This is a genomic window from Thalassotalea euphylliae (genome assembly GCF_003390375.1).
Lineage (GTDB): Bacteria > Pseudomonadota > Gammaproteobacteria > Enterobacterales > Alteromonadaceae > Thalassotalea_F > Thalassotalea_F euphylliae_A.
Genome location: NZ_QUOT01000001.1, coordinates 989,228 through 1,011,182, shown reverse-complemented (window position 1 = coordinate 1,011,182; position 21,955 = coordinate 989,228). Strand labels below are relative to the sequence as shown.

At 40.7% G+C, this 21,955-nt stretch carries 16 protein-coding genes; 8 read left to right on the top strand and 8 right to left on the bottom strand.

Annotated features, from left to right (window positions below):
- Window positions 1-5 precede the first annotated feature (5 nt).
- Window positions 6-869 (bottom strand): polyamine aminopropyltransferase, encoded by an 864-nt coding sequence (gene speE, locus DXX94_RS04445; protein WP_116014120.1) that lies wholly within the window; start codon window positions 867-869, stop codon window positions 6-8.
- The gene (locus tag DXX94_RS04440) at window positions 859-1,821 is read right to left on the bottom strand and encodes an adenosylmethionine decarboxylase (RefSeq protein ID WP_116014118.1); all 963 of its coding nucleotides are present in this window, start codon (window positions 1,819-1,821) and stop codon (window positions 859-861) included. Before DXX94_RS04440 ends, speE begins: the two co-directional genes overlap by 11 nt.
- Before the next feature lie 219 nt (window positions 1,822-2,040).
- On the opposite strand from DXX94_RS04440, the gene speB reads away from it, so the two are divergent.
- The gene (speB, locus tag DXX94_RS04435; protein ID WP_258872098.1) at window positions 2,041-3,012 is read left to right on the top strand and encodes an agmatinase; all 972 of its coding nucleotides are present in this window, start codon (window positions 2,041-2,043) and stop codon (window positions 3,010-3,012) included.
- The gene (speA, locus tag DXX94_RS04430) at window positions 3,009-4,967 is read left to right on the top strand and encodes a biosynthetic arginine decarboxylase (RefSeq protein ID WP_116014117.1); all 1,959 of its coding nucleotides are present in this window, start codon (window positions 3,009-3,011) and stop codon (window positions 4,965-4,967) included. Before speB ends, speA begins: the two co-directional genes overlap by 4 nt.
- A gap of 296 nt (window positions 4,968-5,263) precedes the next feature.
- Here the strand turns inward: speA and DXX94_RS04425 are convergent, their stop codons facing one another.
- Window positions 5,264-5,713, bottom strand: a complete 450-nt coding sequence (locus DXX94_RS04425) for a hypothetical protein (protein ID WP_116014115.1) — start codon at window positions 5,711-5,713, stop codon at window positions 5,264-5,266.
- Window positions 5,714-6,110: 397 nt separating this feature from the next.
- On the opposite strand from DXX94_RS04425, the gene DXX94_RS19640 reads away from it, so the two are divergent.
- Window positions 6,111-7,421: a methyl-accepting chemotaxis protein gene (locus DXX94_RS19640; protein WP_116014114.1), complete on the top strand. Its 1,311-nt coding sequence runs from the start codon at window positions 6,111-6,113 to the stop codon at window positions 7,419-7,421.
- Window positions 7,422-7,608: 187 nt separating this feature from the next.
- On the opposite strand, the gene DXX94_RS04415 is transcribed toward DXX94_RS19640, so the two are convergent.
- On the bottom strand, window positions 7,609-8,721 hold the full coding sequence (locus tag DXX94_RS04415; RefSeq protein WP_116014112.1) for a methyl-accepting chemotaxis protein: 1,113 nt from the start codon (window positions 8,719-8,721) through the stop codon (window positions 7,609-7,611).
- Between the two features lie 625 nt (window positions 8,722-9,346).
- Here DXX94_RS04415 and DXX94_RS19635 point away from each other — a divergent pair.
- On the top strand, window positions 9,347-10,651 hold the full coding sequence (locus DXX94_RS19635; protein ID WP_116014111.1) for a methyl-accepting chemotaxis protein: 1,305 nt from the start codon (window positions 9,347-9,349) through the stop codon (window positions 10,649-10,651).
- Window positions 10,652-10,999: 348 nt separating this feature from the next.
- On the top strand, window positions 11,000-12,733 hold the full coding sequence (locus tag DXX94_RS04405) for a mechanosensitive ion channel family protein (RefSeq protein ID WP_258872097.1): 1,734 nt from the start codon (window positions 11,000-11,002) through the stop codon (window positions 12,731-12,733).
- Between the two features lie 16 nt (window positions 12,734-12,749).
- Here DXX94_RS04405 and DXX94_RS04400 read toward each other — a convergent pair whose 3' ends face one another.
- Window positions 12,750-13,538, bottom strand: a complete 789-nt coding sequence (locus DXX94_RS04400; protein WP_116014109.1) for an enoyl-CoA hydratase/isomerase family protein — start codon at window positions 13,536-13,538, stop codon at window positions 12,750-12,752.
- A gap of 209 nt (window positions 13,539-13,747) precedes the next feature.
- Here DXX94_RS04400 and DXX94_RS19260 point away from each other — a divergent pair, with 209 nt between their 5' ends.
- Both DXX94_RS19260 and DXX94_RS04395 read left to right on the top strand, forming a co-directional pair.
- Window positions 13,748-13,924 (top strand): hypothetical protein, encoded by a 177-nt coding sequence (locus tag DXX94_RS19260; RefSeq protein ID WP_181901477.1) that lies wholly within the window; start codon window positions 13,748-13,750, stop codon window positions 13,922-13,924.
- Between the two features lie 452 nt (window positions 13,925-14,376).
- A protein-coding gene (locus tag DXX94_RS04395; protein WP_116014108.1) for an IS3 family transposase occupies window positions 14,377-15,452 on the top strand; the annotation gives its coding sequence in 2 pieces (ribosomal slippage) (window positions 14,377-14,626 and window positions 14,626-15,452; 1,077 coding nt in all).
- A gap of 171 nt (window positions 15,453-15,623) precedes the next feature.
- Here DXX94_RS04395 and DXX94_RS04390 read toward each other — a convergent pair.
- Both DXX94_RS04390 and DXX94_RS04385 read right to left on the bottom strand, forming a co-directional pair.
- Window positions 15,624-16,727 (bottom strand): hypothetical protein, encoded by a 1,104-nt coding sequence (locus DXX94_RS04390; RefSeq protein WP_116014106.1) that lies wholly within the window; start codon window positions 16,725-16,727, stop codon window positions 15,624-15,626.
- Between the two features lie 2 nt (window positions 16,728-16,729).
- Window positions 16,730-18,007 carry a hypothetical protein gene (locus DXX94_RS04385; RefSeq protein ID WP_116014105.1) on the bottom strand — a complete coding sequence of 426 codons (1,278 nt, stop codon included), beginning with the start codon at window positions 18,005-18,007 and terminating at the stop codon, window positions 16,730-16,732.
- Between the two features lie 168 nt (window positions 18,008-18,175).
- Between DXX94_RS04385 and rimO the strand changes: the two genes are divergently transcribed.
- The gene (rimO, locus tag DXX94_RS04380; RefSeq protein WP_116014103.1) at window positions 18,176-19,615 is read left to right on the top strand and encodes a 30S ribosomal protein S12 methylthiotransferase RimO; all 1,440 of its coding nucleotides are present in this window, start codon (window positions 18,176-18,178) and stop codon (window positions 19,613-19,615) included.
- 227 nt (window positions 19,616-19,842) lie between these two features.
- Here rimO and DXX94_RS04375 read toward each other — a convergent pair whose 3' ends face one another.
- The gene (locus tag DXX94_RS04375) at window positions 19,843-21,708 is read right to left on the bottom strand and encodes a methyl-accepting chemotaxis protein (RefSeq protein WP_258872096.1); all 1,866 of its coding nucleotides are present in this window, start codon (window positions 21,706-21,708) and stop codon (window positions 19,843-19,845) included.
- Between the last annotated feature and the right edge of the window lie 247 nt (window positions 21,709-21,955).

Genomic DNA, 21,955 nt, shown 5'->3' with positions numbered 1-21,955 from the left:
TATCCCTATTTACCATTGCAAATAAGGCCAGCCAATCCTTTTTGCGCAAAGCTTGGCAAGGCAAAAGCCGCGCTATGTAGTGCTGCGTTGTAATAGTCAAAATCTAGGCCACTTTCCGCTACACGTGCTGGGTTAAAGTCGTTAACTGGGTGGTATTTCTTCGACGCAAAAGTAAAGCTCCACAAACCGCCTGGATAGGTGAGGTTGCTAAAGCTGTACAGGTAGTTATTTGGGAATACTGCGTTTAGCACTTTCAGCAATGATTGTTGAATTTCTAGAGCGTACCATGAGGACTCACCTTGCGAAACGACAATGCCATCGTCGGTTAAGCAGCTAAATACATCGCGGTAAAAAGCTTCGCCAAACAATGGCTGCGCAGGACCGATAGGATCTGTGCTATCGACAATAATCACGTCGAACTTTTCATTTGTCTCTTGTACGAACTTAACGCCATCACCAATAATTAGGTTGATGCGTGGATCGTCTAATGCACCAGCAGTTTGTGGGATATGGGCTTTACAGGCGTCAACCACCATGCCGTCAATTTCCACCATAGTACATTTTTCAACGGATGGATGACGAATCACTTCACGCGCGGTACCACCATCACCGCCGCCAATCACCAGCACATTTTTCGGGTTAGGGTGCACAAACAAAGGTACATGGGTGATCATATCGTGGTAGGCAAATTCATCACGTTCAGTGACCATGATTAAACCGTCATTTAGTAGCATTTTACCGTGGCCTTTAGTTTCCACTACATCAACGGTTTGGAACTCACTTTTGCCAGAAAATAGCACTTTCTCGACTTTAAATTTTAGCCCTAAGAAATCTTCAAATTTTTCTTCTACCCATAAATTAGAGTGCATGGTTTTCTCCTGAAATATCCAGTTCAATTGGCGCTGAAAATTGCTCGCTCGGTAAAATAAAGTTGGCGAAGTTGACTAGGTAGCCATTGGTTAAGGTTTTACTCACCAGCGATTTACTGACGTATTGTGAGGGGATGGCTGTCTGAATTTGCTCGGCAAAATCAGCTTCATTAAAGCTCATCAAATCAAACGACGCTGGCGCTAATACCGCTAAAATTTGCGGTGCAAGTGACACCAAATTAAGGTTTGATTCAAACGAGATATAGCTACTATCCGCTTGGGGCGTAACATGAATGGTTAAATACTCGTGGCCTTTAATGGCATTGAGTGAATAACCGTAAGGCTCAAACACGAAATCATCTATCGCAAAGCCCGGTAATAGCTCGTCGATTTTTAAATAAGCGCGAATCTCTTCAGCTGATAAATTTGGTTGGGTTAAATGTTGCGAGGCTTGTTCACTAATTTGATACGCCAGCAGCTCATAGGTTTTGTCGCTTTTGTCGGCAACAAAATCGTTATCGAGATGGAACACATAGTTATGGTGGCTATCCATTTCACCAAAGCGATAGGCTTTACCCGGAAAGTGACTGGCGAGCAGCTTAATATCATCACCAAAACAGCTTGGCTGCGCCTGCGCAAAATATTCGTTTTTACGCTGGTAAATAAGATGCGTAATGGCATCTTTGCCTTGGTGTTTAACAAAGTAATCCACCGAGTTAATTAACTGGGTAACACCACAGGTAAGAATAAGCATGCGATCATGCCAAACAAACAAGCTGGATTCCGACAATAAGAATGCCTTGCAGTGCTCGTTTTCAATGCTTGATAAAATCTGCGCATGACAGCAATTGACTAATGCTGCCCAAAATTCATTATCAATATCAATTAACAAGTTTAATGTGTTGGGGTTAACTAATATTTCGGCTTTTTTTTCTGAACCTTCAAAAAACACGACTTGCCCTCTAAAGCAACACGCAAAAAAATGGTGCGGTATTTTACAAATTATTTTGTGGTTTACAACTATGTTTTATCGCCCATTAAATGGCGCTATTGGGCTGTTATTTTAGCTACTATTTGGCGTACTAAAAAATACTATACTTATTCAGGAATTTTTGCATAATTGCGCAAAATTTTGTGAGTTAATATTTGGGTAAAATCAGTGGCAAAATCAGTGAGTAGTTTAAAAACGATCAACACCCCGTTAATTAAGGCACCTGTGCCGTTTGAATGGTCATCTACTGAGTTGGAGATCAATGCAAATACTACCCATTTAATTGGTTTTGAATTTGATGGCACGGCATGTTTTCGCAAAGGCACTAAACATGGCCCCAATGCGCTGCGAGCAGTTTCTGATGGCATTGAGTCATACTCGCCTTATTTAGACGACGATTTGGAAAACTACTGCTTTAGTGACTTAGGCAACTTACCTATTGATATAAATATCACTGAAGACACAGATCCCGAGCATATTAAAACGCAATACTTACAAGCGAATAGTACCTTTAATGACGTGTTCGCTGATGTCTCGTTAGCCAAAGACAAGGTACGAGTATTAACTCTTGGCGGTGAGCATTCGATCTCTTACGCACCAATCACTCGTTATTTACAAGAATACCCTGATCTTGTGTTACTGCACTTAGACGCCCACGCTGATTTGCGTGATGGCTATTTGGGCTATCACTATTCACATGCCTCAATTATTCGCCGAGTGAGCGACCATTTCACCGAGCAAAACCAGCTGATTCAGTACGGTATTCGCTCAGGTACTAAAGAAGAATACGATTGGATGCGCGATAACCAAACGATTATGCAAAGTCGTGCAGACTTTTTGTCGGCGGTAGAAGCGATAGCCGATGATAGACCGATTTATCTAACGCTAGATTTAGACTATTTTGACCCCAGCTTTTTCCCTGGCACTGGCACTCCTGAGCCGGGCGGGGAAGACTTTCATTCGTTTGTTAGCTTGTGCAAAATTTTACAGCGCAAAAACTTTGTTGGCTGCGATGTGGTTGAACTTTCTCCTGAAATTGACAGTACAGGTAATAGCGATGTGTTTGCTGCCAAAGTGGTACGTGAGTTACTGCTTTGTTTAAATTCGGATGTTAGTGCTCATATTAAAAATGGCGCGGAGGCTAACTTATGAGCCGTGATGATTTAGCAATACAAGAATTAGCGAATACCAGTGCGGCATGGACTATTGATGATGCCGAAAAAACCTACCGAGTAAACCGTTGGGGCAACGGCTACTTTGCTATTGGCGAGCAGGGCGACTTGCAAGTAACGCCACGTTATGACCAACCGAATTTAAAAATTAACTTACGTGAAATCGTTGATGAAATGGTCACAGAGGGTATTGAATTTCCAGCCGTTATTCGTTTTCATGACATACTACGTTCACAAGTAGAGCGCCTAAATCGCACGTTTCGCAGCACCATTGAAGAGGCTGACTACGAAGGCCGATATATGGGGGTATTTCCGGTCAAAGTGAATCAAATGCGCGAGGTCATCGAGGAAATTGTCGATGCCGGTACGCGTTTTGACTATGGCCTTGAAGCTGGCTCAAAACCAGAGCTGATTGCGGCACTTGCCTACAATACCAATAAAAACTCACTGACGATCCTTAACGGTTACAAAGACGAAGAATACCTGCGCCTTGCCTTACTTGGCCTAAAAATCAATCGCAATATGGTGATTGTGGTTGAGAAGTTCAGTGAACTCACTATGTTAATCAAGCTTTCCAAACAGCTTGGCGTTAAACCTATTATTGGCCTGCGGGTAAAAATGATGGTGAAAGGTCGCGGTAAGTGGGAAAGCTCAAGTGGTGAGCGCGCTAAATTTGGCCTAAGCATTGCCGAAATTTTAAATGCCGTAACCTTGCTCGAACAAGAGGGCATGGCTGATACCATCAAGTTGCTACATTTTCATATTGGCAGCCAACTCACCGATATTCGCGCTATTAAAGAAGCGGTGCAAGAAGCGTCTTTGGTCTACTCGCGTCTTGTTAAACAAGGTGTGCCACTGGAATATGTTGATGTCGGTGGTGGATTAGCCGTTGATTATGACGGCTCGCAATCAACCAATGATTCCTCCTGTAACTATGGCTTAGAAGAATATATTGCCGATATCGTTTATGGCTTTAAACAAAGCTGTGACTTAGCTGGCGTTGCCCATCCACACCTAGTGAGCGAAAGTGGCCGCGCCATGACAGCGCATCACTCGTGTGTGGTGACTAAAGTGATTGGTGAAATACACCCGCGCGGCGCCGAGTACAGCACACGCAAAGCAACGGGTGAGCATATAATTGTCACCAATTTGCGTGATATTGAAACAGGCCTGAATCAAGATAACTACCAAGAAGCGTTTAATGATATTGCTCAGTTAAAAGAACAGGCGATGCAAGCGTTTAAACTCGATGTACTCTCGCTTGAAGAAATGGCGAAAGTAGAAACTATCTACTGGCGGACGCTAGAAACCATTGATGTGCTGGCGCAGCAACAAGAGTTTGTGCCGGAAGAGCTAAAAGAAATTCCAGAAATGCTCTCGTCGCAATACTTGGCTAACTTCTCGGTTTTCCAATCTGCTGCCGACTCTTGGGCAATTGATCAAGTATTGCCGATTGTGCCTATCTCTCGCCATCAAGAAAAACCTACTAAGCTGTGCAGCCTAGTGGATATTACCTGCGACAGCGATGGCAAAATTGACAAATTCATCGGTGATGAGGCGACAGGTAACCCAGTTGCTAGCAACGTGCCGCTGCACTCGCTCAATAAAGACGAAGATTACTTTATTGGTATTTTCTTAACTGGCGCCTATCAAGATGTAATGGGCGATATGCACAATTTGTTTGGCCGTTTAAACGAAGTGCATATTGTCAGTTACGATGACGATCCAAAAGATTTCTACATTGAAGAAGTGGTCAAAGGTAGCTCAGTTAAAGGCGTACTTTCTACCATGCAATACACGCCAGAAATTATGGCGCAGGCGATCAAAAAAGAGATCGATAAACAAATTCAACGAGGCCAAATTAAGCCACGCGAAGGGGTTAACTGGATTGATTTCTATGAATATTGTTTAGATGGTTACACCTACTTAAAATAATGCATCGAGTAGTACTCATATTTTCTCATGTCTTCTTTTACGCCTTGCTCACTAGTTAATTCACTAGTTAAATTTGTTCGGCAGTTAAAGAAAACATGAAAACCAATTATCGTATGAGAAAAGCAAAAACTAACCAACTGGTTAAATAAAAATCTGCTGGCCGAACATCAAATTATTTAATGTACAGAAATTGTTGTCGATTTGTTCGGTGAGAAGTACATAAATTAGATAGGCGACACATGGGAAGTTTATGCGCTTAGCAAGTATCGCCAAAATTGGTAACTTATTTTAATTCGCTACTTCATAATAATTTCACGCATTCGGTATTCGCCCGTCAGTGTGCGAACTTCAGGGTATTTAGCGGAAATTTGTTGGGATTTTTTCTGATTGGCTTCGCCCCATTTCTTCATAAAGGCATCATAGCGTTTTTTGTTGGGCTCCATATCATTGGCTTGTTCAAACACTACCATTAATACCATGTTGAAATGACCACTTTGTGGCAAGTCGCTGGCGTAGATTCGCCAATCTTTAATATAGCCAAGCTCTTTTTGAATTTTTACTGCCTTTACCCAACTCTGATTGAGCCCAGCTAGGTAAATATCTTCCATGTTTGGGTCAATTTTAACCGTTGTAATTGAAAATATATCAGTACCTAGGTCGTAGTCTGTAAATACTTCTAATCTATCTTTGCTTACGGCGGAACAACTAAGCAAAATACTGGCGATAAAAACCATTACTTTTTTCATTGTTAGTCTCCGATTGTTTGAATTTTTGTTTGTTTTAATCTCCTTTACGATACAGCTTCGCCTATTACGCAATCGCGAAAATAGGTTGGAGCAAGTATAGAAGACAAAAATATTATTGCCCGATTGGTCAATATTCAAGGTTTTAATGGCTGGCAAGCAAATGATACGGTCAACGTTTTTATTTCGAAATTACAGGAAAAGGCATCGAGTTGACGGTTAATAGCTTATTTCTTGGTTATTCATAAATCCATTTTTTGAACTTAATGGTACAGAAAGTGTTCGAAATGTAATTAAATTGTAGCAAAAGGTAGCAATCTTTAATTTATATCAAGAATTTTCGTGAAATTGTCTGTATCTTCTCATGCTCGCCCCGAGAGTATTATCATCAAGGATCTGTATGAACTTTTTTCCTAGAACTACAAAAAAAATTGAACACGCTGTGACTGCTCAGCAACAAGCCGATATCAAGGCAAGACATATATTAGAGAGCATCAAGAGTTCAACTGCATATATTGAGTTCACACCACAAGGCACCATAGTGGATGCAAACAGTAATTTTTTAAATGCGACGGGCTACCGCTTAACTGATATAGTCGGAAAGCATCACAAAATTTTTTGCGAGCCAGCGTATAGTAATTCAAGTGAGTACAGAAACTTTTGGGAAAGACTAGCACAAGGGCATGCTTTTACTGATAAATTCCAACGCTTTACGAAAGATAACCAAGCGATTTGGCTAGAAGCTAGCTATAACCCAGTGAAAGACGAGCATGGCCAGATCATTTCGATTGTTAAAATTGCAACTGATATTACCGACTATGTGCTGGCAGCAGACATTCAAAATGGTGTGGTTTCGGCGTTAAATAGATCGAGTGCGGTGATTTCTTTTGCACTCGATGGCACCATTCTTGACGCTAATGAAAACTTCCTTCAAACCGTTCAATACTCGCTTCAAGACATCAAAGGAAAGCATCACAAAATATTTTGTTCGAAAGAGCTTGTTGCTAGCCCAGAGTACGCACAATTATGGCGACAATTAAACAGTGGGCAGTTTGTGCAAGGTATGTTTGAACGTCGCAATGCCGCTGGTGATGTTGTTTGGCTGGAAGCAAGCTACAACCCAATTTTTGATAACCAAGGCAAACTAATCAGAATAGTAAAATTTGCATCAAATATTACTGATCGCATAGCAAGCGTGAAAAATGCCTCAGAAGCCGTGCAGTCAACAGTTGCAGAAACTGAGCAAGTGTCAGAGTTAGCAAAAGGCGTACTAGATGATTCTGTGGCAACAATGGATGAAATAACTGCCAATGTTGAAAATCTTGCCACTAATATTTCAGGGTTATCGAATCAATCGGATCAAATCAGCGATATTGTTAACACCATTTCGTCGATTGCCGACCAAACCAATTTGCTGGCATTAAATGCCGCGATTGAGGCAGCAAGAGCGGGTGATTTAGGGCGCGGTTTTGCGGTTGTGGCCGACGAAGTAAGGAGTCTAGCGGCAAGAACAAGTGCATCAACTGCTGAGATTGCCGAAGTGGTTAAGAACAACCAAACAATGACAACTTCTCTGTCGCAAGATATTAAATTAACGCAAGAAAAATCGGAAGCTGGCAGTGCATTAATCACCCAAGTAGATGGTGTGTTTAGAGAAATCAATGCTGGTATGTCAGGGATAGTGACAGCGGTGGAAAATCTTTCCAACTAGTCTGGTTAAGTTACGGCAAAATATCGAGCGACAAAATAAAATTTTTAAAAGGCTAGGATATATAAAAACGAGAGATCTATTTTGGTCTCTCGTTTCATAGAATTTTTCGCTGCATTAAAAAATTCCGAAAATCGCTAAATGGAGGTTATTGCTAATCTCCATTTAGCTTAAAACTGCTCGCTGCTAGTTACGAAGCTGCCCTTACATCATCAATTAGCTCAAGTACTTGCTGACCAATTTGGATATTGTTGGCAGAGCCTTGCACTGCTTTTTCTGCATCAGCTTTCATCATATCAATTTGCTCTGCAACTTCACTAAAGCGATCGCAGGCGTGTTCGTTTTGACTGATAATATCGGTTAAGTGCGTGTTGATAATTTCAATGGCAGAGAGAGCGTGCTCCATTTGGCCTGATAAATTGCTCTGACCACTGGTTGATAAATTCATCGATTGCGATAGTGAGTTGGCCAAGGCTTCAAATTTCTGTTCAATTTCTTGTTGTTTCACTCTAAGTGCCTGACAAACTTGATCAATATCACTAGCACTGTCTTTCGATGCGTTCGCTAAGGTTTTTACTTCTTCTGCGACGACTGCAAAACCTCGCCCTAATTCACCAGCACGCGCTGCTTCAATTGATGCATTCAAAGCAAGTAAGTTGGTTTTTTCTGATAGTGAACTAATGGTGTCGGCCATCTCAACCACTTGATTGAAGTCTTTTAAAAACTCTGCAGTCTCGGCTTTTAACGAAATGGTGCTATCGGCATTCACTTTAATTTCGTTTACCAGCTGTTCTATATGTTCAGTAATAGCAGTAAACATTTGTTTTAGCTCAGCAACATGAGTACGAGAATCAGTTAATTCGGTGCAGCTATTGCGGCTTTGATTTACTGAATCTGCCATAATGCCTACCAAGCTCTCAATAAATGGCACTCGCTTTCTCGAGGCCGCATTCACGTTCGTAGCATTGGTTACTAAGGTTTGAGTAAGGGAATGCATGCTATTACCTGTTTGCTGCAAGCTTTGGTTATGTGCTTGCTTGTTCACTAGCATATTGCGCATGTCGGTTTCACGTTTACGACAAGACACTTCGCTTAGGTAACTGCTGTAAGACGACACGCAAAACGGCACTAAATAGGTGAGTAGCATAGGAATAACTGCAATATTGGCATCGCCAAATATGCCATTCCATTGGTTTATCATAGTTAAAATTGACCCGATGATAATGCTAAATTTACATGCGCGTATCGCAATAGCGGAAAATGGAATCGCTGGCTGTTGCTCAGAAGAAGTTATGTTGTCCATTAATGTAAGCTCTTTTCGTCATGGTAGCGTCTGCTATTGAAACTATAGCCGACCAGATAAATTCATTCGAAAGTAATTTGAAATGCAAAAACTATGGCCATAACTCAAGGTTTCGCTTCTAGTTTTGCCTGTAACTAAGCGCTGTTATCAACGCGCGCGCACTATACTATAACGACTCAATTTTATCTGCTGAAACATTGGATTATATTGACAGAGTACATTGATAGAGCACATTGATAGGGCACAAGCAAAGTACTTTTTTCCTAAAAGCTAAGTATCGATGCCAAGTACTGATAAAGGCAGTGCTACTCTTTAACTACCTCTGGCGTTTGTATATCTTGCACAGGAATGTCTAAGTTTGTTCCCGGTGAAAGAACTAATTGTTGACTGCCTGCGTATAAACCTAGTTGGAATGCTAAAGAAGTAACCAAATACATTCAGGCATATGAAAACGGCCAAGCAAAATGTTGTATAGGACTCTTCATTGGTTTGACCACTGCTAAATACTCTGCTTTGTCATAAATTTGTAACATTTCCAGTAGAGAATCCCGCGGTCATTTTTCAACCAGTAATGCTATTTACTGCAATACTTCTTATACCGCTTTATTCGTTCTAGGGGAATTACATGAATCTATTTTCTAAGTTTAAAAAAGTTGAACAAGAGATAGCTCCTCAGAATCAGGAAGATTTAAAGGCAAGAAATGTACTGGATAGCATTAAAGGCTCAACAGCGTTTATAGAGTTCAAGCATGATGGCACCATCATTGATGTTAACGAAAACTTTCTAAATGTTGTTGGATATACCCGCAATGAAGTGCTCGGCAAACACCACCGCATATTCTGCGATCGGGCTTATAGTCAATCCAGTGACTATCAAAGCTTTTGGCAAAAGTTATCGCAAGGTCAGTCATTTACCGATAAATTCAAGCGAATTACTAAGAACAATCAAGAAGTCTGGCTAGAGGCCAGTTATATTCCAGTAAAAGGCGAGCAAGGTCAGGTTGATTCAATCGTTAAAATTGCGTCTGATATCACAGAGTTCGTTGAACGAGCGGACACGCAAAATGGCGTGCTTTCAGCCTTGGATCGCTCCACTGCGACAATATCCTTTGCACTTGATGGCACCATTCTCGAAGCGAATGACAACTTTTTGCAAGCCATGCAATACAGTTTGGATGAAATAAAAGGCAAGCATCATAAGATTTTTTGCTCAAAAGAACTTACTTCAAGCCCTGAGTGTGCTGAGTTTTGGCGAAAGCTCAACAGTGGTCAGTTTGTTCAAGGCATGTTTGAGCGTCGCACAGCCAATGGCGATGTGGTTTGGTTGGAGGCGAGTTACAACCCTATTTTTGACAATACGGGTAAGCTAGTTCGAATTGTTAAGTTTGCGTCTGATATTACCGCACGAGTTGCTAACCTGAAAAATGCGTCAGAAGCGGTGCAATCAACTGTTGTGGAAACTGAACAAGTCTCTGAAGTGGCGAAAGAAGTGTTAAATGATTCGGTGAACATCATGGATGAAATTACCGGAAACGTTGAAAATTTAGCAGCTAATATTACTGGATTGGCGAATCAGTCAGACAAAATTAGCGATATCGTCAATACTATTTCATCCATTGCCGATCAAACCAACTTACTTGCGCTAAACGCTGCCATTGAAGCGGCGCGAGCTGGTGAAATGGGGCGAGGTTTTGCGGTAGTTGCTGATGAAGTAAGAAGTTTAGCGGCGAGAACAAGCGCTTCTACAGCGGAAATTTCTGAGGTTGTAAAAAACAACCAAACAATGACAACATCACTTAATGAAGATATTCAATTAACACAAGAAAAGTCAGAAGCTGGCGCAGCGCTAATTGCGCAAGTTGACGGTGTATTTAAAGAAATTAATGCTGGTATGCAAGGGATCGTTAGCTCGGTTGATAACCTATCTTAATGATTTATCAACTAAGCCCTTGTCTTTAACATTACCACACAGTGCCTAAGCTTGACACTGTACTTATGCTGTAATTAGGCACTTCACATTTTTAATACTTAGTTAAGCGCTACTTTCTCAGTCCTTTATTGCGAAGATTATTCTTGGTTTTCAGCGATTAAAATTGCGCGCTTAGCTAAATTACCCAGATCATGTCCTAGACTACTAATAATAAAGATTTTAATCAGTTACCTATTCAATGGGCTGATAAGAAAAAAATTAATTAGGGCAGGGCTTATGCTGTTTAACGTAATTATCACTAGGTCAATGCGCTTCCTAATGGCGTCCACGCTTGCTTTTAGCATGCTTATGCTAACCACTCATGCACTTGCAATCCCCCTTGAACAAACAAATTCACAAACTATTGAAAAGACAAACGAACAGTCTAGCGAACCGCTAACCGAGCAAGAGAGTGAGCTTCCCGCTGATTCTTTGCAGCAGTCAAAAACACCAGTACAGTCGACCAAGTTAGCGCTTGAAATTGAAGCGCTGAAAGCCGAACTGATCGCCTTAACAGAAAGCTTAGGTCAAGCAAAAGGAGATGACTTTAGTGCTATTCAATTGCAGTTGTTTCATAAGAATCTTGAATTAAGGCGCGATATTGACGAAGCGATAAAAAGTGAAACTATTCCCATAGATGCACTTCAAGAGCTTGTTAGAAGCCAAGTCCAATACGTTGAAAGTGCGATTAATTTTCTGAATACCAAAACACAAGATGTTTCTGAAAATCTAAGCAATGCTCCTGCTGAGCAAAGATTACTCGTGCTGAACAGTTTTGGTGAGCTGCAAGCATTGATTGATCTTATTTATCAGTGGAGTGCGGAAAACATTAGTTGGTTAAATGCGTTAAAAGTTGCGACTGTGAATGCGCAGGGAAACTTCAATGTAAAACTGCAAGGTAGAATTAGAATGCTCGCGGCATCAATTAATTACTACCACCGTCAACGCCAAGTGCTGCAACAGCAAATTTCAGCGAGCCCACTATCGGAAAAAGCAAACCTTGAAGTGTCATTACTGGCGGTATCGCAGCGATTAACCATTGCACTAAAAAGTCTTAAAGCGATGATCAAATTGGCGAAAAATGCCGGTATAGAAACCTCGCAGTATCAGCAGCTAATGTTTGAATCTACGGGGGAGCTGACCTACGAAATTCTCGATTTCAAAGTGCTAGGCGGTATTTTCGCAAACTTGGGAGAAAAATTTGTTAATTGGCTGATGAACAATGGTGTGCAGTATCTGTTTAAGCTACTTATTTTCGCTTTTATTGTATTTATTGCCAGTAAACTCGCCAAACTAACAGCAGTTGCAGTTAATCGCGCGACCAGTGCAAAGCAAGTCAACATGTCGCGATTAATGAAAGACTTTTTCGTCAATATGTCTGGTAAGGTGGTATTAATTATCGGCATTATGATTGGCCTGTCACAAATTGGTATTGATATTACCCCTGTGTTAGCAGGTTTTGGTATTGCCAGTATTATTATTGGTTTTGCGCTGCAAGATACCTTGTCGAATTTGGCTTCTGGCATGATGCTGTTAATCTACAAACCTTTTGACGAAGGTGACTTTGTCTATGCAGGTGGCGTTAATGGCAAGGTTAGCCATATGAGCTTAGTGAATACCACAATACGCACTTTCGACAATCAAATCATTATTATTCCAAACAGTAAAATTTGGGGTGATGTGATCAAGAATGTGACACAAGAGCGCATTCGCCGCGTTGATATGGTATTTGGTATTGGCTACAAAGACGATTTATTAAAGGCTGAACAAATATTGACGGAAATTGTGGCCAGCCACGCGAACGTGCTTAAATCGCCGGAAACTATCATTAAGGTGAATACCTTAAACACCTCGTCTGTTGATTTTATTGTAAGACCGTGGGTGAAAACAGACTTTTACTGGGATGTTTATTGGGATATTACTAAAGAGGTTAAACTGCGATTTGATCGTGAGGGCATTAGCATTCCATTCCCACAGCAAGATGTGCACTTGCATATGGTCGAACCCGAAAGTTCAACCATAGCGCAAGTACCTAAAACTTAAATATTTTCCGTTGTTATTAGCGGCCTTTAAATTCAGGTTTGGTTTTATTCAAGAATGCGGTAATACCGGCTTGGCCGTCTTCAGTCACAGAGTTTGCGGCTAACGCAATGCCTTCTAAATGCATTTGAGATTCCATGGTTTGCGTGCTGCTAGCATTTAACAGTGACTTAATGCTCGCTAGTGCTAACGTTGGTCCTTGCGCAAGTTGGCTCGCAGTTTTCAGTGCGACGTCGGCTAATTCATCTGGGTTAGTTACTTGATTAATCATGCCCCAGCTTTCAGCCTCTTGGGCCGATAGTTTACGATTACATAACAACATTTCTTGCGCACGTTTTTTGCCGATAATGCGTGGTAGCATATGAGTAAGGCCACCATCCGGGCTAACACCAATCGCCGTATAAGCAGGTACGAAAACCGCTTTTTCAGACGCAATGGTGATGTCAGCAATTAATGCTAGGCTCAAACCAATACCTGCCGCAGCGCCATTAACCGCTGCAACCACTGGCACATTGATGCGAGCAATACTGGCAAAACCAACGTGTAGGCTGTCGGCTAACTTTTTCAATGCTAGCTCAACGTTATCTTCGCCATTCACCATATAATCGAGATCGCCACCACCACAGAACAACGGGCCATTGGCATTAATCAACACTGCGCCAATGTCTTTGTTTATCTGGCAAAGGCGAGTCACATCTTCAAGTTCTTTAGAAAACTCGAGGTTAAGTGTATTACCGGCTTTTGGGCGATTTAAGGTAATAGTGGCAAGGCGATCTTCGATAGTGAAGGTTAGGTATTGATAATTCATTATGGTCACTTGTTGCTCAGTAAGAGGATGATAATTATTTGTGTGTGACGTTACTGAGTCTGCTAAGGCTTGTCAATTGAGACATAGGGTTGCGTTGTGATGATCAAAATTAGTAATGGTTATCTTGGTATATATTAGTCATGGATTACTGTATAATCCGCGCCCTAAAATCTCTGTATCACTAAGACTTCGACACATAAGGGCACACTATGACTGTTGAACAATTCGATCCGAATAATCCAGCACCGACTGTTCAAACTGATATCAAGCAAACCACTACGCTAGATACCCCCAACCAAGTAATTGCTGAACAAGCCAGTGAAGTTGACCACAGCCAAACACAGGGCTCTCGCATCGGTTTTGTTAGCCTTGGGTGCCTAAGGTAAATCTAGCGTTACTGTACAGCGCAAAATTCTCTCCCCTTATTTCATAATCAACTCACCGTCAAAAGAAGTTATATAAGACTTGTAACTAACTCTGTAATCTAGTGATAGGTTAATCAAGCACTAGAATAATTGTGAGCTTAACTACTTTTTTTCTACAACAATCAAAATAAAAAAGTAACTAAGAATATGATTGTATTACCTATACTAATTTATTTTTTACTTGTTCTTTTGGTTTATTGCTATTTCATTGGAATCCCTACAGGTGAAGTGTTGGAATATTTTAATTCGCTTACTTATACGAGTGATTGGTTGTATTGCATACCAGTAATACCACTCTTAATTCGTTTGCATTTATGGATACCGTTTTCTGAATATATGTGACCTTTCCCCCGAAATTAAGACCATGACTTTGATGAGATTTCCAATAAACTGGAGACAGTGGAGATCTCAAAATGAAAAAACGTTACACCGAAGAACAAATCATTCGAGCCATCAAACAGCATGAAGCAGGCACTAAAGTTGACGATATTTGCCGAGAAATGGGCATATCTACTGGTACGTTTTATAACTGGCGTAGCAAATATGCAGGCCTTGAAGTCAATGAAGCAAAACGTCTTAAAGCGCTTGAAGCTGAAAACAATAAGCTCAAACGGCTATTAGCGGAAAAGCTGCTTGAAGTAGAAGGAATGAAGGATGTACTTTCAAAAAAGTGGTAAAGCCTTCGGATAGAAAGCGGGTAGCGAGTCATTTAATCGAACTGTTTAACCTCAGTGAACGAGTGGCTTGCCAACTATCAAGTGTCAGTCGCACTGCATTTCGATATCGTCCAAGAAAGAAGGCTGACACTGTCATAAGAGAGCGTCTAAGGGCTTTGGCAGCAGAATATCCTCGCTATGGATATCTTATGCTGCACGGGTTACTTAGAGCTGAAGGTTTAGTTAAAAACAAGAAACAAACTTATCGAATTTACACCGAAGAAGGTCTGCAAGTTCGTACAAAAAAGCGCAAGAAAATACAGCGGCCTCGACTGCCCATGGAGGTGCCATCAACGTTAAATCAGCGTTGGTCGATGGACTTCGTATCCGATCAGTTGGCAAACGGTAGACGATTTAGAACACTTAATGTTGTTGATGATTACTCAAGAGAAATGGTTGGTCAGCTTGTTTGTGTTTCAATTAGTGGCAGACAAGTCGCTCGTTTCTTATCTCAGCTAATAGATATGCGAGCAAGGCCTGGCTCAATCGTTTGTGATAACGGCACTGAGTTTACGAGTAAAGCGATGTTCTTCTGGTCGAAGGAAAGTCATGTGAAACTTAGCTTTATTCAGCCTGGAAAACCTACTCAAAATGCCTTTGTGGAAAGCTTAAATGGCAAGTTCAGAAATGAATGCTTGAACCAGCATTGGTTCAGAACGATGGAAAAAGCTAGGTATGAAATCGATAAATGGCGTGAGCACTATAACCATGTTCGACCGCATAGCTCACTGAATTATTTATCACCTGTTGAGTTCGCGAAACGGGCTGCTTAATATGAATTATCTCATTGAAGAAGCGGTACTAATTCAGGGGAAAGGTCATGGGTTATTCGTATTACGAACCTGCTTAATCGTGTTACTTGATAGGTTTTCTAACATACATCGTACTTAATCTTAGTTAAATTAAGCACAATGTATAGTCGGCAGGATTTGGGGGCAACCTAATTACAGTTCTCTTATTTCCGCAAATGCATTATCAATCATCGAAGTAAAGTCAGACGGAAGCTGTGCTGAATTAACGAGATATCTAGCCATTAAATAGGTAAACTGAAATATCCTTGAGTTTGAATTTATTGATTCTGATAAATTAATCTCTTTAGAGGATGTTTTGTCTACAATAGCCCTAAATGATAGTTCTCTAATTGGGTGTATGCATTCTTGTATACTTGCAGGCGAGTCCATCAGCTTTCGTGTTAACTCAATAAATTCAGGCCATTCTTTCAACGTTGGTTCACTATTGGTTGAGGCTTCGTTTTGAGAGCTAAATAGCTCAGTCATGCTTTTTTTGTGATTGAAGCTATTCTTGCCACCCCAAATATAATATTTTAACAACTTTTCAAATGTTTTCTCTGAAGCATCAAAATCTACAATATTCCTAAGGTCGTGGACAATCTGAGCCATTAAATATGTAAAAACACTTAACGCGCAATAGAAAAAAGATTGATGTTTAGGCTTAGCAGGGTCTAGTTCTCCTTTGATTTTTTGCAAAGCAGAAAGAAAACGCCTTAATGCACGTACACAGTCTGTCTCTAAAGGAATGTCGCTATTTAAGAAGTTTAAGAATTGCTCAAGTTTATCATTACCTTTTACACTATTTAATTGCTTAGCCCAGTTATTAATATCTGTTGAGTAGGCGTAGTCAATGTTGTAATCAATACTGCAAGAGTTAGCGTAATTATCAAATTGTTTATCATCGAACAAGTGAACATCAATTTGTTTAGCTGATAATCTATGTGCTTCAGAAGCTTTTTTTTTCAATATAATGAAAGCTTCTGAGCATGCGGCAAAATTCATTAACCCTGAAGCCCAAAACGCTCTATTTATAGGGCTTGTTTTTCCCAAAGTCTTGCAGTCAAAGACTACTCTTTTGGGCTGACCCGTAGAGTCAACTTTAACACCTAAAACATCAATATCTGTAATTAAAGTCGCAGTATCAGATAACTCTCTATAATTTTGAACATTTACTTCGAGGAACGGTATTAAATTATTGACCAAGCAAAAGCGAATAGCTTTTTCTTTTTGGTATGTATCTTTGTCTAAAAATCCCATAATTATTCGTATGCCAGTAGTAATTGCTCATATTGTTCAACAGCATCTGCATCAAACGTTATCTGTTCTCTTTTCTTTAATTCGGCAGAAGAGATTATAGATTGGATATATTTTTCATCCTTAGATAAAGCCAATCTCGCTTCTTGGTTTACATCCATATTTGCCAGCTCTCCTGTTCGCAAAAGGCTTATAGCTAAGTTTAACGCTTCTGTATTTTCTTCGTTTCTAATCAAAGTAAATTGGCAGCGATCACCAGTAGTGGGAACAAGGTGACCAACTTTAAGGAATACCAAATTTCGATATTGGTTTGCAGCTTCTGAATTTGAGCCTATAAAACCTTTATCCCTCAATGTCTCAAGAATTCTAACGGGCATTCTTATTCTGTATTGCTCAGCTAATAATTGACCTTTACGAACACATGATACTAGCGCCATTGCGCGTTCATATATTTCACGATTACTTGCATCAAGTTTAGTTTGACCAGGGCGAGGAGTGAAAATAAATGTTTCTTTTGTTCCGTTAAATTCGATAGAAGGTGGCTTAAGTATGCCTTCTGAGCATAATTGTACTAGCAATGTTTTCTGCGTAGTAGTTAACTTGGTTCCGCCTAGTTCTAGCCTTTTTTCAATTAGTGAAAGTGGCCAACCTTGATTGTTTTTGATTATATCTAGTACAACTTTAATATCACTAGAGCCTGATTTTGCAGTCATATCAGCAAGTTCATCGAGGTTATCTGCAAAATAAAACGGACTTACTATAATATCTTTACCACGCGCTCTAAATTCTTTGAAATAATGCCCATGTGTACCAATTTGCATACACCTTTCTAATAGGGAGCTTTCTATTCCTGTTGCGTGTTGGATTCTGTGCTTGTTTTCAGGCTTATTTTGAAGTTGAGACAGTATTAACAGAGTGCCTTGTTCATGTTCATTAAGCTCTGTAAACGAAAAGTAGTCGCCTACACCTTCATATAGGTCCTTAAAATGGGGGATGTCAGGGACAATAGACTTTATTGTAGTGCCTTTCTTGATAATTCGGATAAATTCAACTTCACCAAGAATGCTAACTGCTTCTTTTAGTGCATATGATGGAATATTAAAATAATGGTCACTAACCTTTCTCAGTAGTTCATAATTTATTTCAGGCAATCCTCTTAGGTGAATAGCTAATGTTGCAGCCATTCCCATTGTGCGAAGTGCATCAAAATCAGGTACATCAGTATTACCTAAGCCAGTTTGAACATCATAAGATAATTCTATTAGCTTTCTTCCTTTAAGCATTACAACTCCTTAGCTTTCATGTGGTTACAACCAAAGAATATACCAATTATGTTGTGATGACCATGCCTAATTGATGTGGGTTTTATAGTTTCAGCTATCTAATAAATAATGTACAATTCGCACCCGCAAAATCACCTGTAAAACGACTACGTAGGATTAATAAGCACTATGACTGTTGAACAATTCGATCCAAAACAAACTACGACAATGGAAACGCCAAGTAAGGTGTTAGAACAACAGTCAAAGGAACTTAATACTAGCGTATCTAGCACTAAGCAAAATTCAGAAATCTCTGCACGCATCGGTTTTGTTAGCCTTGGTTGCCCGAAGAACTTAGTTGATTCCGAACGCATCTTGACCCAGTTACGTACTGAGGGTTATGACGTTGTGCCAAGCTATCACGATGCTGATATGGTGATTGTAAACACCTGTGGTTTTATTGATGCCGCAGTACAAGAGTCACTCGATACCATTGGCGAAGCGCTGAAAGAAAATGGCAAAGTACTGGTAACAGGGTGTTTAGGGGCGAAGGAAGATGAGATTACCGAAATTCACCCAAATGTGCTTGGCGTCACTGGCCCACATGCTTATGAAGAAGTGTTAACGCAAGTTCATGAACACCTCGCTAAACCACAGCATAACCCGTTTGTTGATCTTGTGCCGGATCAGGGTGTTAAGCTGACGCCTAAGCATTTTGCTTATTTGAAAATATCAGAAGGCTGTAATCACCGTTGTACATTCTGCATTATTCCGTCAATGCGAGGCGATTTAGACTCGCGCTCAATGGGAGATATTTTAGGCGAAGCACAGCGTTTAGCGAATGCGGGCGTTAAAGAAGTATTAGTGATTTCACAAGACACTTCGGCCTACGGTGTTGATGTGAAACACAAGATGGATTTTTACGAGGGTATGCCAGTAAAAACTCATCTAAAACAGTTATGTGAACAGCTTTCAAAACTCGGTATTTGGGTGCGCTTGCATTACGTTTACCCATATCCGCATGTGGATGACATTATTCCACTAATGGCAGAAGGTAAAATTTTACCGTACCTTGATATTCCATTTCAGCATGCCAACAAGCGTATTTTAAAATTGATGAAGCGCCCTGGCAGCTCTGACCGTGTACTTGAGCGTATTCAAAAATGGCGTGAAATCTGCCCAGAGTTGGTGATTCGGTCAACTTTTATTGTTGGCTTCCCAGGTGAAACAGAAGAAGAGTTTGAAGAGTTGTTGGAGTTCTTACGTGAAGCACGTCTAGATCGCGTTGGCTGTTTTAAGTATTCGCCAGTAGAAGGTGCAACTGCCAATGAATTGCCTGATCATGTGTCAGAAGAAGTTATGGAAGATAGGCTACAGCGTTTTATGGCTGTGCAGGCTGAAATCAGCGCTCAAAAACTGCAAGATCGTATCGGACAAGAATACCTAGTATTAGTAGATGAAGTAAACGAACTTGGTATTGTTGGTCGCTCTTACATGGATGCACCAGAAGTTGATGGCAAGGTTTACTTATCAGACGATTACGATGCACAGCCAGGCGATCAAATTTGGGTGCAAATTATTCATGCCGACGAGCATGATGTTTGGGGCGTAAGAGTTGAAGATGAGTAACTAAAGTAAGCAGTTGAAAGCAAGTTATTCACGCTTTTCTATTACTTAAAAGAACTAAGCATTAGAGTTACGAGCCAAAGCTAGGTATGTATTATTTTAAAATTGATAAAAAACGCCGTTATTGCTCTCAATAACGGCGTTTTTAATTGTGCTTTCTTATTCCAGACTTTGGTTGCTAACCTCAGTAAAAAAACTAGAGTGAAACAAGCGTCGGATTCAGCCCTATATTAGGAGTAGTTGTACTTCTCTATTTGGTTGTCCATATCCACCGCTGAATCGGCAATGGTAACGGCAGCGACAGCAATTTGCTCAGCACCACTCACGTTTTCTGTAGCTTGTTGGAAGATATTTTCAATGTTAGTGTTAATTTCTTCAATAGACTGCGCCTGCTCTTTAGTACTCACGGTTACTGAATCGGTAACATTTTTCACTTCATCAATCTGAGTCGTGATGCGATCTAGCGCAGCTTTGATCAACTCGGCTTGATGGGAAGCTGCCATGGCATTTTTTTTACCGTGATTAATAATATCAAACGCCTGTGTTGAGCCTTTTTGTAACTCATCAACCACCAATGAGATCTCTTCGGTTGACTGCTGAGTGCGGCTGGCAAGCGAGCGAACTTCATCGGCGACAACCGCAAAACCTCGCCCTTGCTCACCGGCACGAGCGGCTTCAATTGCGGCGTTTAACGCTAGCAGGTTGGTTTGCTCAGCGATGCCACCAATCAGTTGAACCATGTCGGTAATGCTGCCCACTCGTTCATTTAATTGATTAATCGCTTCGGCTGATTTTGCCATATCTTCTGCGGCGTTTTGAATCACGCTTACTGCTTCTGTTACCGTAATTTTGCCTTGTTGAGATTCTTCAGCCACTTTATAGACAGATTCGCTGTTTTCTTGCATGGCACTGGCAATCACTGAAACATTGTTATTCATTTGCTCGGCAGCAGAAAAAATCACCTGAATGCCTGAGTGTTGCTCCGTTAAATTCACTTTGCTTTGCTCAATGGCTGAAGCGGTTTCGCTAGTAGATTGGGTAATATCTTTTGCGGTACTTGAAAACTGGCTTAAATCCTTGGCGAACAATTGGGTTAATGAATTAATGCCTTGAGCAGCTTCACCCAGCTCGTCGTAACTCACAATTTTAATCTCGTGCAGTAAATCTCGGCGGTGAAGGGCAATATCGATACCTTCTTTAATCTTGGCCGATTGGTGGTTACGAAGACTAAGGGAAATATAAATGCCAATGGTCGTTAGTGCGCCAATGGCGAGTACAATAAGCTCTACCACCAATACAACCACTGCCTCTTGTTGAACCTTAATCGCGGTTTTATCAACTATCGATAGTGCTTTTTCTTCCGCGTCTCTTAAAGCATTGATGCGCTGAGTTGCGTATTGAAACCAAAGCTGTGGTTGAATGTTAAAATTACTGTTCTTATCAGCTACTGCCTGCCTAATTTGCTTCACATTTAGCGCTGCTGAGCTACCCGTTGCTTGCTGGAAAAAGCTTAAAAGCTCTGGTGTTGCCGACTCAAACGCTTCGTATAAAAATACCTCTTGCTTGGTCATCAATTCGGTATGTTTTGCGCGCTGTTGCGGCGTAAACTGATCAGTTGCCAGTACGTTTGCCAGCACAGCTCGCTCTATGCCTGCGGATTCTTTGGCACTTGAAAAGTTGTAAATACTAAACAGTTCTGACGAGATGACTTGGTTAGAGCTCAGCTTTGACGCCATAATCACTACGTGCAAGCCTTTATTGTTAATATTAGTGTAAAAACGCAGCGCATCAGCGGTTGGAATACTTAGGCTACTGACTGATTGGCGAGTTGCTTGCAGGTTAGCAAAAGCAGCGAGAAAGTCATCATACGATGTTTGCATATCAGCACTTAATGGCCATGCTTTGCTGTCGGTTTTAATTTTGGCAAGTGCGCTGTCAACTAAGCTTCTTTGCTGCCTTAACTCAGTGGCAAACTTTTGCCCTGATGAACCAATAAAGCCCGCAGTCATGCCTCGTTCTTTTTGCACTTCATGAACAACACCTAAGACACTATGTGATAGAAATGCATTGTATTCTGAGTCGTACGCGTTATTCATGCGATTGTAGGAGTGATATACGTCGTAGAAAACCACGCCACCAAGCAATATACAGGGAAGTATAATAAACAGATTCAAGTGCGAAGAAATGTACTTAAAGATATTTTTCTTGATCATAATTGCCCTTACCACGTGTTTCCTTTAACGCTTAAACTGCAAGCGAATTGAACTACAACTCACACTTAGACATGACTTATTAATAAATAATTTCTACATATAGTTCAATAAATTAATGACATTAATATGA